The 11,951-nt window shown below is 65.7% G+C and carries 24 protein-coding genes; 12 read left to right on the top strand and 12 right to left on the bottom strand.

The window, feature by feature from the left end; genetic code table 11:
* The 12 genes from WK25_RS06040 to WK25_RS05990 all read right to left on the bottom strand — a co-directional run bounded on the left by WK25_RS06040 (position 1) and on the right by WK25_RS05990 (position 5,007).
* The gene (locus WK25_RS06040; protein ID WP_069241199.1) at positions 1-186 is read right to left on the bottom strand and encodes a hypothetical protein; all 186 of its coding nucleotides are present in this window, start codon (positions 184-186) and stop codon (positions 1-3) included.
* Between the two features lies 1 nt (position 187).
* Positions 188-658, bottom strand: a complete 471-nt coding sequence (locus tag WK25_RS06035) for a RusA family crossover junction endodeoxyribonuclease (protein WP_069241198.1) — start codon at positions 656-658, stop codon at positions 188-190.
* Complete coding sequence (locus WK25_RS06030) at positions 652-972, bottom strand: hypothetical protein (protein WP_069241197.1); 321 nt, start codon at positions 970-972, stop codon at positions 652-654. The genes WK25_RS06035 and WK25_RS06030 overlap by 7 nt, the downstream gene beginning before the upstream one ends.
* Positions 969-1,175 (bottom strand): hypothetical protein, encoded by a 207-nt coding sequence (locus tag WK25_RS31110; protein ID WP_156789008.1) that lies wholly within the window; start codon positions 1,173-1,175, stop codon positions 969-971. The genes WK25_RS06030 and WK25_RS31110 overlap by 4 nt, the downstream gene beginning before the upstream one ends.
* Positions 1,172-1,507, bottom strand: coding sequence for a hypothetical protein (locus WK25_RS06025; RefSeq protein WP_069241196.1), 336 nt, complete (start codon positions 1,505-1,507; stop codon positions 1,172-1,174). The genes WK25_RS31110 and WK25_RS06025 overlap by 4 nt, the downstream gene beginning before the upstream one ends.
* Complete coding sequence (locus tag WK25_RS06020; protein ID WP_069241195.1) at positions 1,504-1,695, bottom strand: hypothetical protein; 192 nt, start codon at positions 1,693-1,695, stop codon at positions 1,504-1,506. The genes WK25_RS06025 and WK25_RS06020 overlap by 4 nt, the downstream gene beginning before the upstream one ends.
* Positions 1,692-2,606, bottom strand: coding sequence for a hypothetical protein (locus tag WK25_RS06015; protein ID WP_069241194.1), 915 nt, complete (start codon positions 2,604-2,606; stop codon positions 1,692-1,694). Before WK25_RS06015 ends, WK25_RS06020 begins: the two co-directional genes overlap by 4 nt.
* 3 nt (positions 2,607-2,609) lie before the next feature.
* On the bottom strand, positions 2,610-3,644 hold the full coding sequence (locus WK25_RS06010; RefSeq protein ID WP_069241193.1) for a DUF1376 domain-containing protein: 1,035 nt from the start codon (positions 3,642-3,644) through the stop codon (positions 2,610-2,612).
* The gene (locus WK25_RS06005; RefSeq protein ID WP_069241192.1) at positions 3,641-4,108 is read right to left on the bottom strand and encodes a hypothetical protein; all 468 of its coding nucleotides are present in this window, start codon (positions 4,106-4,108) and stop codon (positions 3,641-3,643) included. The genes WK25_RS06010 and WK25_RS06005 overlap by 4 nt, the downstream gene beginning before the upstream one ends.
* Before the next feature lie 76 nt (positions 4,109-4,184).
* Positions 4,185-4,394: a hypothetical protein gene (locus WK25_RS06000; protein ID WP_069241191.1), complete on the bottom strand. Its 210-nt coding sequence runs from the start codon at positions 4,392-4,394 to the stop codon at positions 4,185-4,187.
* On the bottom strand, positions 4,391-4,627 hold the full coding sequence (locus tag WK25_RS05995; RefSeq protein WP_069241190.1) for a hypothetical protein: 237 nt from the start codon (positions 4,625-4,627) through the stop codon (positions 4,391-4,393). Before WK25_RS05995 ends, WK25_RS06000 begins: the two co-directional genes overlap by 4 nt.
* Positions 4,624-5,007, bottom strand: coding sequence for a hypothetical protein (locus tag WK25_RS05990; protein WP_156789007.1), 384 nt, complete (start codon positions 5,005-5,007; stop codon positions 4,624-4,626). The genes WK25_RS05995 and WK25_RS05990 overlap by 4 nt, the downstream gene beginning before the upstream one ends.
* 25 nt (positions 5,008-5,032) lie before the next feature.
* Here WK25_RS05990 and WK25_RS05985 point away from each other — a divergent pair, with 25 nt between their 5' ends.
* From WK25_RS05985 to WK25_RS05925, 12 genes are all read left to right on the top strand, one after another.
* Positions 5,033-5,758: an XRE family transcriptional regulator gene (locus tag WK25_RS05985; RefSeq protein WP_167432637.1), complete on the top strand. Its 726-nt coding sequence runs from the start codon at positions 5,033-5,035 to the stop codon at positions 5,756-5,758.
* Positions 5,759-5,778: 20 nt separating this feature from the next.
* The gene (locus WK25_RS05980; RefSeq protein ID WP_156789006.1) at positions 5,779-6,147 is read left to right on the top strand and encodes a hypothetical protein; all 369 of its coding nucleotides are present in this window, start codon (positions 5,779-5,781) and stop codon (positions 6,145-6,147) included.
* Between the two features lie 183 nt (positions 6,148-6,330).
* Entirely contained in the window at positions 6,331-6,786 is a 456-nt protein-coding gene (locus tag WK25_RS05975) for a hypothetical protein (protein ID WP_069241186.1), read from the top strand.
* 135 nt (positions 6,787-6,921) lie between these two features.
* The gene (locus WK25_RS05970; RefSeq protein ID WP_069241185.1) at positions 6,922-7,143 is read left to right on the top strand and encodes a hypothetical protein; all 222 of its coding nucleotides are present in this window, start codon (positions 6,922-6,924) and stop codon (positions 7,141-7,143) included.
* Positions 7,144-7,171: 28 nt separating this feature from the next.
* Positions 7,172-7,354 carry a hypothetical protein gene (locus tag WK25_RS05965; RefSeq protein ID WP_069241184.1) on the top strand — a complete coding sequence of 61 codons (183 nt, stop codon included), beginning with the start codon at positions 7,172-7,174 and terminating at the stop codon, positions 7,352-7,354.
* A gap of 48 nt (positions 7,355-7,402) precedes the next feature.
* The gene (locus WK25_RS05960) at positions 7,403-7,741 is read left to right on the top strand and encodes a hypothetical protein (RefSeq protein WP_069241183.1); all 339 of its coding nucleotides are present in this window, start codon (positions 7,403-7,405) and stop codon (positions 7,739-7,741) included.
* A complete protein-coding gene (locus WK25_RS05955; protein ID WP_069241182.1) occupies positions 7,738-8,232 on the top strand; it encodes an HNH endonuclease in 495 nt (164 codons plus the stop codon). The genes WK25_RS05960 and WK25_RS05955 overlap by 4 nt, the downstream gene beginning before the upstream one ends.
* 1 nt (position 8,233) lies before the next feature.
* Entirely contained in the window at positions 8,234-8,440 is a 207-nt protein-coding gene (locus WK25_RS05950) for a hypothetical protein (RefSeq protein ID WP_069241181.1), read from the top strand.
* Positions 8,430-9,761 carry a hypothetical protein gene (locus tag WK25_RS05940; RefSeq protein WP_236857813.1) on the top strand — a complete coding sequence of 444 codons (1,332 nt, stop codon included), beginning with the start codon at positions 8,430-8,432 and terminating at the stop codon, positions 9,759-9,761. Before WK25_RS05950 ends, WK25_RS05940 begins: the two co-directional genes overlap by 11 nt.
* A gap of 47 nt (positions 9,762-9,808) precedes the next feature.
* Complete coding sequence (locus WK25_RS05935; RefSeq protein ID WP_069241179.1) at positions 9,809-10,660, top strand: hypothetical protein; 852 nt, start codon at positions 9,809-9,811, stop codon at positions 10,658-10,660.
* Entirely contained in the window at positions 10,653-11,333 is a 681-nt protein-coding gene (locus WK25_RS05930; RefSeq protein WP_069241933.1) for a lambda exonuclease family protein, read from the top strand. Before WK25_RS05935 ends, WK25_RS05930 begins: the two co-directional genes overlap by 8 nt.
* A 27-nt stretch (positions 11,334-11,360) precedes the next feature.
* Positions 11,361-11,948: a hypothetical protein gene (locus tag WK25_RS05925; protein ID WP_069241178.1), complete on the top strand. Its 588-nt coding sequence runs from the start codon at positions 11,361-11,363 to the stop codon at positions 11,946-11,948.
* Positions 11,949-11,951 lie beyond the last annotated feature (3 nt).

Raw genomic sequence — 11,951 nt, 5'->3', positions numbered from 1 at the left:
TCACACCTCCTCGGCGCGAATGGCGAACTTGAGCTGCAGCCAATCGCAATACGCATCGAGTGGCGTGTCGCCTTTGCCGTAGGGGAAGACCGCCCAGCCATCCGAGAGAGACGCGCAGGTCCAGCGCCCATGAATCAGGTAGATGTGCGGGCGTAGGATCAAGGGTACGCAGATGATCGGTCGCATGTCACACCTCCAGCGGATCGGCGACCGGCAGGTCGAGCGCGAGGCCGGTCTGCGGTTGCGCGACGACGATCGGTGTGATCGTCACGATGACGCGCGCCTCGCCATCCGGCTCGCGGCGCGTGGCACTGTCCGACCAGATGCGGCCGTCGTCCTCGAACGCGACGCCGTTCAGCGCGTCGTAGACCACCTTCCGCGCGTTGTCGACGTCGAGGCAGCGCACGGTGTCATCCCACGCGGCGCCGTGCTGGCGCATGCGCTTCTGCCAGTCCTGCGGCCGCGCCGGATACAGGTCGATGTGAACATGCACGCGGCCGGTGATAGGCTTCATGCCGGCCGAGCGGCAGAGCAGCGCGACCTCGGCCTTGTACGCCTTCGCCTCTTTCGTCGGCACGATTGTGATGCGCGGGCCGATGCGCACGGGATGCCAGTAGCGGTTCGCACTGATCGGGTACGGGAGCTTGACGGTCAGCATGTCACGCCCTCCGCGCGCCGCGCTTCCTGAACGCGCCGCATGCGTTCCGCGATGCCGCGTAGCACCTCGCACTCGGCGTCGGTCAGCGCGAGGCCGGCCGCGTTGAGTTGGATCTCGCCGGCGCGGATCGTGACCGCCGGGCGGGCGAGCGAACCCTCGGCGACCATCATCATCGCGTCGACGATGGCGCTCTGCAGGATCGCGACGAACTGCGTCGTGAGGCCCGGCAGCTTCGAGCGGTCAAGCGATGCGATACCGCGCGCGACCTCGAGAGCGTGCCGGTCCCATTCGGCGGGAGGGGTGCGCGGGCTCATTGCCACAACTCCTGCGGCGGGCGCTCAGCGAGCCGATGCAATGTCGCGATGAACGCGGGCTCGGCCTGCACGCCGGACATTTCGATGGCGAGCAGCAGCTCGAGCGCACCGATGCGAATCGCGCGCACCTGGTCGGGCGACGGCATGACGGTAGCGCGCGGAGGCGGCGGCGGCGGCAGCGGTTTGTGTGGATCGGGTCTCATGCATCGGTCTCCGAGAAGTGGGGTTCAGCGTGCGTCGGGCCGGTCACGCCGCCCGCCGGGATGTCGTACTGCCGGCCGATCTCGCGCGTCAGCTCGATCAGCTGGTTCTCCGCAGCGAGAATCGCCGCGTATCCCGCGCCTTCGCGGCGCAGGAGCTTCACGCGATCGACGATCGCGATGTGCTGGTTCAGCACCGACGTGATGGCGTCATTGCTCGCAGCCGAGCCGCGGAAGTGGCAGCAGCAGAACCACTTACCCGACACGCCAAACGAGCCGAGCATCGGGCAGCCGTAGGCCGCGCAGGTCTCGCCCATCACGCCGTCGGTGGTCATTGCATGGCCTCGACGATGCGGGCGTCGATCGCGCGGCGAAGCGCGCCGTCGTGGTGGTCGTACGCGGCGAAGCAGAGATCGGCGATTTGCCCGACGTTCAACGATTCGAGGAAGTCCATGCGGACGACGTCGTCGATCATCTCGGCAATGGGTGCGTCGCCGTGGCCGAAGGTGAAGGGCGCGCTCATGCCCGCACCTCGCCACGGTTGGCGCTGGCGCGAAGCGGCGCACGCGGTGCCGGCCGGTGGTCGTCGCAGAAGTCCGCGCCATTGATCGAGCACGTCGCCTGCTCGCGGAAGCCCTGCTTCTCGCACATGCAGCAGAAGCGCCACTGCGCGAGCGACGCGCCGCCAGCATGCGCATCCGCGCCGAGCAGCGGCGCAACGCGATCGACCGCGGCACGCTTCGCCTCGGCCAGGTCGGCCGCCGCCTCACGTGCGCGAGCGGATTTCTCGGCAGAGGCGCGGGCTTGCGCGCTCCCCACCCCCGAAACGATCGCCTTCAACCGGGCGAGGTTCGCCTCGACATCGACGCCCGGGGCCGGATTGCTTTCGCTCGTCAGCAAAGGCACGACGGCCTGCGCATGGGCCAGCTGAAGACGTCCAGCGCGCACCGCATGCTCGACGACCTCGATGCGTCGCTGCGCGTCGAAGCCCTGCGAGACGACCCACTGAGGCGCCAGATTCGCACCGCGATTTCGGTCGACAATCCGCGCATACGCGGCCTTGAACGCCATCCGCGCACCGATCTCGTCACCGTCGAACACGGGCGAAGCGATGGCCCAGGCTTCCGCGATCTCCTGCGTCCAGACGACGGTTTCGCGCTCGTCGGCCGAGCGGATCGCGATCGCCCATGCCTCGTCGGCTTCGGGCCGGCCGTCGCTCATCTTCGGCAGGTGCTTCAGGATCGAGGCCGGCGTCGGTGCGAACTCGCTCGTCGCGACGTGGCGCGACAGTGCGCGCAGCACCGCGTCGAGCGGATACGTGAACAACTGCGCCCAGAAGACGTCCATCACGTCGGGCTCAGGCAGCGGCTGACGCGCGGTCTTGTGCGCGAGCTTCAGCGCGTCGATGAAGGGGCGTTTCTCGTTCGGGGTCATGGCTCAGGACTCCATGTCGATGACGGTCGGGTCGGATGCGGCGTGGCCGTTCAGCCATGCCTCGGCGTTTGCGTCGCTGATCGCGTTGCGCTGCTCGGCAGCAGACAAGCGCGGATTGCGAGATGGCGCGCGGCCGGCGGTGGGCGGCTTCGCGGCGTCAGCTGTCCAGCGCGTGGCGATCGACAGCACGTAGGCGGGCGGAATGCGCTCGTTCGGCTTCGCGCTCTTTGCCTCCACGCACGCGGCCTCGATCGTCTCGACCGTAACGCCCGCATCGGCTGCGGCGATCACTCGCGGGTCTCCGGGCTGCGCCTCGATGCTGTGGCGCCGCATGGCAGCCGACAATTCGCCGGGTTTCGCACGCTCGCTCGCGAGGGTGTCGGTACTACGCGTGCTAGAACCACTGGGGTTAACTTCTCCCTGTCCCTTCCCTTCCTTTCCTTTAAGAGCGTTTTCCGCAGGAATTCCATCGACGCTCCGGTGGAAGTCTTGCCTCGTTCCGCCGGAAGATTTCTTGTTTCCGCCGGAAGGAGTGCTAAATTCCTCCGGAAACAAAACCTTTTCCAGCGGACGGCCAAGGTCTATCCAGTGCTCGAGTTCGGGGACTTCCAGCGGAACGAGCCCGGAATCTGCGCGGGATTTGTTGCGCTTCCGCACGCGCTCGCAGAGCTTGTCGTGCGCCTGGCGGTGCTTCGCGAACCAGCCTTCATTCGCCTTCTCGGCCACAACCGGGTGATAGAGTCGGCCGTCGCTGCACTTGATCCAGCCGCGCAGCGCGCCTTCGCGGATTGCCTGCCACGCGGCGGGCGCGCGCTGGTATCCCGTGAACTTTGCGAGGACGCGATCGTCGTCTGGCAGCGATGCTGCTGGGACCTGGTGCCATGACTTGCTCCAGAGCAGCAGCGCAGCCCAGCACGCCTCCGGCGACTCGAGCGCGGCCAGATCGCTGTCGCACAGCCGCTGCACGTCGAGCGGCATGAACGGGAAATCTCGCAGGTCGCAGTCCGCAGGGGTGAGGGGATTCGGGAGGTCGCTCATTGCTCGCACCCCCTCCCGATTTCGCCGGAATTGTCCGCGGAGGTGAACTCTTTCCACGGCACCCATCCCCGCTGCGGGCAATGAAAACCCCACTCGCGGTAACGCGGACCGGTGACGAAAAGCGTCCAGCAAGGACCATCGATAAGCTCAAGGCGATGCGCTGCAGCGCCAGACATCCGTAGCTTCCAAGCCGGCGCGGCGCGTTCGGTGCGCACGTTGATGCCACCGGCTGAGATCGTGTGCTCGACATAGCGGCCGCGCAGCAGAATCGAGCAATTCGCCCACGGATGATCATGCAATGCACGGTCGTCATCGCTGCGAAGGAAGCAGTGCAGGTAGACGTTGAAGAAGCGGTTGCGAGGCAGTACCCACCAGCGCAGCAAATACGGCGCCGCCGGCTTGCCGATAACGAAATCAGGTGCGCGGCGCGTAATGCGCGCGATCACGCGCTCGGCGATGCTCATACCCACCTCCACGCGCCGCCGAAGGCGAACCAGATGACGGACGCCATCCAGGCGTCGATCCAGAGTTCGATCACGGTCACTCCCCCTGCTCTGTCCCTGACTGTCCCAACTTGGGCCGCTTCTCGAATGCGATCACCGCGGGGTGCATCACGCCGTAGGCGCTGCGCAGCACGTGATAGCCGAGGTAATCGGGTGTTGAGACGCCTTGCGCTGCCGCGCGCATCGCGAGATCGGCCGCTTCGATGACAGGCAGCGCGACCGGTTGCTCCACAAGAGCGCCGCTCATGCGCGCACCTTCGGGCCGATGTGTCCCACGTCGGCACTGACGCCGACGAGCTGCGGGGGCAAAGTTCCGACAGCGCCGAACAACATCAACTCGGTCAGGCGCGCGAGTGCCGCGGAATCACTGTCGATGCCGTGCAGAGCCTTCCAGGTCTGCAGCGCTTCGTACGCGGAGTCGCGCAAGCGTGTCTTGACCTCGTTGCGGTACTCGGCGCGTGTGGGTTTGGTGGGTTTCATGCGGCCTCCTGGTCGATCGAGCCGCCAGTCGGCGGTTGTGCGTCGTCGCGGGAGCTTTCGCTCACCGGTTCCGCGGGGGCTTGACCTGGCTCCGACTGCTCGTCGGACGCCTTCGTAGCGAAGTGATGTGCGTGGTACGCGTTGATCCGATTCCAGTTCGACGCCTTGGTATCGGCGATCTTGCCGGTCTGAATCCGGCTGATCGTCGCCTGCGGGATGTTTGTGCCGGCGCCGATTTCGCTCTGACTGACGCCGTCGGCAGTGAGCTCGTCGATGAGCTCTTTTGCGGTCTTCATAGGGACGCTCCAGTGGCCTTTAGAGCGTATTTTATACGTTTTCGTATTGTTGTAAATCTCTTTCGTATAAATGCTTGCCGACACCTATACAAATCCGTATGTTCTGCGCATGTCGAACAGCACCAATTTCCTTGCGCGGAACCTCCAGTGGCTGCTGGAGCGTCACGGTCTCAATCCGAACTCGCTCTCGGAGCGTCTTGGCAACAAGCCGCCGCAAGCGACCATCTTCCGTATCCTGAACGGTGAGAGCCTCACGCCGAGGGATTCGACGGTGCAGCCGCTCGCCGAGCATTTCGGCGTGCCGGTCCATGAACTGCGTTACGTCGACCTGCAGGCCGCGCACGAGAATCGCGGAAGCTCGCGCTCAGGCGACAGTGACCTCCCGAATCCGACGGAGGATGAGTTCTCGATGGTTCCCCAGTTGGACATCGCCGCGGCCTGCGGTGATGGGAAGTACGTCGACCACGTCGTCGTGAAAGGCGGCTTGGCATTCAAGCGCTCGAGCCTGCGCGACTTCGGAGTGCCCGAGAACGCCGCGCGGATCATCTACGCATCCGGCGGCAGCATGTCGCCTACCATTCAGGACGGATGCGTCGTGCTGCTGAACACGGCCGACCAGACGCCGAAGGAAGGCAAGATCTTTGCGATCTGCACGCCCGACGGCGGCCTGGTGCTGAAGCGCTTGATCTGGGACTACCACCCGTCGATGGGCGCGCAGACGTGGATCATGCGTAGCGACAATCCGGACAAGAACGTGCACCCGGACAAGGTGCTTCCGCCCGACGATCGAACGATGATCATCGGCCGGGCCGTCTGGAACGACAACCGTCTGTAACGCTCCCACGGAGGTCCGCGATGAGAACGCCCTACCTCGCTCTGGCAATCCTCGTATGCATGCCGGCCGCCGCGCTCGCGCAGTCGCAGACGTGGGGCATCAAGAGCAATCAGCAGCTCGGCGGGATCAACTTCTCGCAACCGGGCAACGACACGCCTGGAAAGCCGGCGACCGAATGCCAGATGAAATCGGCCTACGCGGAGTTCGTCGTATCGAACCGGCAGCGCGGCCTGCCCGAGTCGGCCATTCCCGACCTGTACGGCAACAAGCTCGACGCCGCCTGGAAGCGGCGCGTGCGCGCGCAGATCTACCGTGACGCCAATCTGGCAATGAGGGACCCGATGCGCGTCGGCGAGCAGGTCTATCGCGAGTGCCAGGCCACTCACTAGAAGCTCGCACCTCCTTTCCGACTTCCTCCTAAGCCCCGCCCCGCGCGGGGCTTTTTCATTTCCGGCGCCGGCCGCCGAAACGAACCGTCCGACCTCGCGAAAATTTATACACTTTCGTATTGACGTTCTTTATACGGTTTCGTATGATTCCGTTCAAGGCAATACGAAACCGCGAGGCACCAGATGCTCCCGACTCCCACCACCACCGAGCGCGCCGCCGAATTCTGGTCGGACCGCCAGCATCAGCAGTTCAACGACGCAGCCGACTCCGAGGCTGGCCGCGCCGAGCTCGTCGCCGCGATCGCGAAGGAACGCCTGAAGGCGAAGCTGCTCGCGCTGTCGGACGACGACCTGATCGGCGGCATGCACAGCGTGACGCAGGAGAAGCACGGCCGCGCACTGCGCGCTGCGTGGCGCGAGTCGCCGGAGGCGCTAGGCGATCTCGTTATGTCGATCATCGTGCACGCGATGAGCGAGGACGCCGAGCTCGAGGCCGAGCGCTCGCTCGACAGCGACCGCCCGCGCTTCGCCAACGTCCTGTGCTCGTCGTGCGGCCAGAAGTTCGGCCCGGGCGCTGCCGGTTTCTCAAGCTGCGCCGACCACATCGGCCGCCGCGTCCGTCTCTTCGACGAGGTCTGACATGCACAGCATCCAGTTCTTCGTCGTCGGCACCCTCGGGGTGCTCGTGCTGACGCTCGTGATTCTCGCCGTCGAGGCGATCAAGCGCCGCGGGCGCGACACGCACTGATCAACGCAACACGAAGGGGAGCGACGATGAACGCGCGCAAGAGCTACACGGACAAGGAAATCGCCGATCGCGAACAGGTGATGAATGTGCTCGCCGAGAACGCCGAGGATTTCCAGACGCTCATGAAGCTCCGCGGCATGACCGAGGATCAGCCGGGCTATCACAACTTCGTCGCGCAGTTCGTGCGCAACAAGCTCCGAGACGAAGCGCTCCGGAATGAATTCGTCGCGAAGCTCGGCGCCGCCTAACAACCGCTCCCGCTACAGGAGAAAGACGATGCTGACCATCCCGAAAACGAAGAAGGCGCTGACGCACGCGGTGATGAGCCGCACCGGCGCACGGATGGGCGCACACCCGTCCGAGGCGCTGGCGCTCGAACAGGCGGCAAAGCTGAACGAAAGCCGCAAGTTCATCGACCGCCTCAACGGCCCGTATCGCGTCGCGCCGTATCGAGCCTGACCAACCGCGCCCGCTACGGCGGGCAATCACACCACACCGAGAGACCACATGGACACCAACTTCACGCCGCTCAGGGCCGAAAGCTCGTTTGTGCGGACTCAAAACGGCAGGCTCATTGCCACCGTATGGGTTGACTACCCCGAGAACGACGTATCGGAAGAAGCTCGCCATCTGGCGGTAGTCACCGCTTATTCGCGGGCAAAGGAATTCGCGGCTGCATCGGACATGCTTATGGTCCTCGAAATGCTGGCCTCCGACGCAGACGCCGGCAAGGTCATGATCCCGTCCGGCCTGCGTCTTTCCATCGACGCCGCGCTGATCAAGGCCGGCCGCAAGCCTGCGCCGACGCCGGTGCGGCACATCACGATGGCCGGAGGTGCGCGATGAGAACGCTCGCGCAATTCACCAGTCGGCGCGAGAAGTTTGAGGCGTTTCTCATCGAACGTGGTGCGCAAATCCTGCAACCGACGAATGAATGGGAAGTTCTTCGTTTCAAGACTTCGCATGGAACGTCAGTTGTGTACTGCAATTCGCGCGGTGGCATCACGCCTACCGGCGAGTCGCTGAAAGCGTGGGATGCGTTCGAGAAATGCAAGCCATGGCGCGCGTCGCCGGCTCCAAAGAAGCGCGTCAAGAGCCGCGATCGCACGCTGTCGATGTTTAACGCATTGCTGCGCCGTGATGGGAACGCGTGCTTCTACTGCGGTGAGCCGACAGGCGAGGATGATCGTTCGCTCGAGCATCTTGTGGCCCGCGCGCATGGCGGACCGGACCATCTGAGCAATCTGGTTCTCGCGCATCGCCGTTGCAATGCAGTGGCCGGCCATCTGAGCGCGATGGAAAAAATTCGCATCCGCGAACAGCGCCGGGAGGACTGACATGCGCACCCCTCTCAACAGCCTATCGCCTGTATTGCGCGATTACAGCCGATCGGTTGTATCACGCCCGGCGGGCGACAACGACCTGCTCGCGTCGTGCGGCCGCGTGCACGGCGCCGTGATCCGCGTGGCCGCGTTCATCACGTTCGCCCTGATCGGTGCCGGATGGTACGTGCTCGTCGCATTGCGTTCGGGGGGTGCGGCGTGATCCTGATCAACACCCTCTGCGCGGCGCTCGATCGCCTGTACGAACGCCATCCCGTGCGCGCCATTGCGCTGATGATCGTCATCGCCTTCGCCTGCATGGTCGCGATCGCGGCGCTCAACCAAGACGGCACGTCCGTTATTCCCATCCCTGTGAGGACCGCATGAGCCAGAAGCAAACCACCGAACTGACCGTCGTCGAGCGCGCCGCTGTCGCGCTGGCGTCGACCGAGCGCGAGACGTCGCTGCGCGATCTCGTCGCGAAATCAACCGACCTCGTCGAGGTCAAGAACGCTGCCGCGCGCGACCAGGTGCACGCCGCAGCAATGGTGCTGCGCACGGCGCGGACCGACATTCAGAAGGCCGCGAAGGCTGCACGCGACGACGCGAACGCGTTCTCGAAGGCGGTCATCGCCGAAGAGAAGCGCCTCGTCGCGATCACCGAGCCGGAAGAGAACCGCCTGATCAGCATGCGCGACGAATGGGACGAGGCACGCGAAGCCGAGAAGCGCGAGAAGCTCGAAGCCGAGCAGCGGCGCGTCGCCGCGATCCGAGAGCACATCGACGACATCCGCGCGATCGCCGTGCGCATGGTCAGCTGCGCCTCGTACGTCATCGCGGTGGAGATCGAGGATCTGGAAGCACTCGGCATCACGACGGATCGCTTCGCCGAGCTGACCGGTGAAGCCGAAATGGTGCGCGGCACGACGCTCGACAAGTTGCGCGAGCTGCACGCGGCAGCCATCGCGCACGAAGCCGAACAGGAGCGGATCGCCGCCGAGCGCGAGGCACTGGAACGCGAACGCGCCGCACTGGCCGAGCAGCAGCGGCAGGAAGCCGAAGCGCGGGCCGCGCGCGAGCGCGAGGAAGCTGTAGCGCGCGCTGAACAGGAGCGCATCGACCGCGAGCGCCGCGAGGCCGAAGAAGCCGCCCGCCGGGCGCAGCAGGAGCGCGAGGACGCCGAGCGCCGTGCGGCGATCGAGGCTGAAGAACAGCGTCTGGCAGCCGAGCGCGCCGAAATGGCGCGCCGTCAGGCCGAACTCGACCGCGCCGAGCGTGAGCAGCGGGAACGCGAGGAAGCGGCCGCACGTGCCGCAGCCGCTGAAGAGGAACGCCGCGCACGCGAAGCGCGCGAGCAAGCTGAAGCAGATGCTCGCGAACGCGAGCGCCGCGAGCGCGAGGACTTCCTCGTTCAAGGCCCCGGGCTTGATGCGCTCGTTGATGTGATCGCCACGCACTACGACGTCGAACAGTCGACGGTCCTCTACTGGATGTACCTCTACGACGTCCAGCCTCCCGCCACAACCGCACCGCAAGCAGCCTGACCCACCCACCACGTGCGGCCGAGTCTCGCACACATGGAGAAAACGCAATGTCCGACGTCATCACCACCAACCAAGACACCGCGCCCGGCGCGTTCGATCTGTCGCCGCGCTCGCTCGAGCAGGCGATGCAGCTGGCGAACATCCTCGCCGATTCGAGCATCGTGCCGAAGGACTTCATCGGCAAGCCCGGGAACGTGCTCGTCGCGATCCAGTGGGGCATGGAGTTGGGCCTGAAGCCGATGCAGGCGATGCAGAACATCGCCGTGATCAACGGCCGGCCGTCGCTCTGGGGCGATGCCCTGCTCGCGCTCGTGCTCGCCTCGCCCGTCTGCGAATACGTGCAGGAGTGGGAGGAAAACGGCACGGCCTTCATCAAGGTCAAGCGCCGCGGCAAGCCCGAGGACATCCAGAGCTTCAGCGACGACGATGCGAAGAAGGCCGGCCTGATCGGGAAACAAGGCCCGTGGGCGCAGTACCCGCAGCGCATGAAGAAGATGCGCGCCCGCGCGTTCGCGCTGCGCGACAACTTCGCCGACGTGCTGAAGGGTATCGCGGTCGCCGAGGAAGTGATGGACATCGAGCCGGTCGAGCGCGACATCACGCCGCGCGCGACGCCGGCGCAGATCGCGCACAACGCGGCCGACAGCGCGCGGCCCGCGCGCACCGAGCGTCACGAGGAAATCGTGAAGAATCTCGAAGGCGTCGCGCGCAATCTCGGTTTCGAGCCGTTCAAGGAAGAGTGGACGAAGCTCTCGAAGGAGGACAGGTCGGCAATCGGTCTGCGCGAGCGCGACCGCATTGCAGCGATCGCCGGCGCGCCGACCGCGCAGCAGCAAGACGACGGCGCGCCGCAGGACGACGGCGCCGGCCAGCGCGAGCCGGGTGGCGACGATGAATAACGCGATCGACCAGCGCACCGACGCCTGGTACGCAGCGCGCGCGGGCCGGATCACGGCCAGCCGCTTCGCGGACGCGATCGCGTTCACGGGCGGCGAGCCCGGCGACGTGTACAAGTCCGGCCCGAAGAAGGGCCAGCCGAAGCCGCGCCAGTCCACCGGCGCGCGCGACAAGTACATGCGCGAGATCGTGTTCGAGCGGCTCGCCGCGACGTCGACGCACCAGGTCGGCGGCCGCGCGACGAAATGGGGTGAGGAAATCGAGCCGTTCGGCCGCGAACAGGCCGAGCTCGCGACCGGCCACATCATCGAGCCCGGCGGCTTCTTCACGCACCCGCGCTACGCGTTCCTCGGCGCGTCGCCCGACGGCCTGATCGGCGACGACGGCGGCTACGAATCGAAGTGCCCGATGGACGAGGCCGTGCATATCAACACGCTGCTGAACGGCATGCCGGACGACCACGTGCCGCAGGTGCAGGGCGGCATGCTCGTCACCGGCCGTCGCTGGTGGCTGTTCGCTTCGTACGACCCGCGCGTGCCCGAGCCGTACAGCCTCTACACGCAGATCGTGCCGCGCGACGACGCGTACATCGACGGCGTGCTGCTGCCCGGCCTGCTGCAGTTCGAGGCCGAGGTCAACGCGATGATCAAGCGGCTGCAGCAGCGCGCCGCGTAACTGCCCTTTCCTTTCTCTGGAGCCAGCATGTTCAACCTCGACAACACCCTCGCGAAGATCGTCTCGTGCACGAACGTCAGCGAGAAACACGGCACCGAGCGCGTCGCCGCAATCTCGATCGGCCTGTACGTCGTCCAAGGCGGCGAAGTGCTCGAAATGTTCGACGCGAACCTTCGCAACGCGCTGTACCGCAAGCCGCAGCCCAAGCCCGGCGAACTGCCGATGGAACACGACGGCCTCACCGAGCTGCGCTACCCGTACATGCGCAACCTAGCGTGGGACCGGAAGTACGAGGGCTATATCCTGCGCTTCCACATCGGTGCGACGGGTGCCGAGGACGTGCTGCTCGCCGAGTGCGGGCTGAAGGACATCCGTTTCACCACGCAGGAAGGCGGATCCGTCGGCGTGCACTTCAAGATCACCGCGCATCCAAAGGACGAGGTCGACCACGGGAAGATCGCGACGCGCCTGCAGCAAGAGATCGGCATCACGTTGACGCCGCCGGACGACTACGTCGAGCCGGGGCTGTTCGGTAATGCGCAGGACGGCGATGAGGATGACGACCCCGATCCGTTCGCCGGATCCGACCTCGAGCGCGACGCGCAGACGCACTGACCC

It is taken from the genome of Burkholderia latens (assembly GCF_001718795.1).
Classification (GTDB): domain Bacteria; phylum Pseudomonadota; class Gammaproteobacteria; order Burkholderiales; family Burkholderiaceae; genus Burkholderia; species Burkholderia latens_A.
The sequence above is the reverse complement of the archived record's forward strand: the minus strand, read 5'-3'. Positions and strand labels throughout refer to the sequence as shown.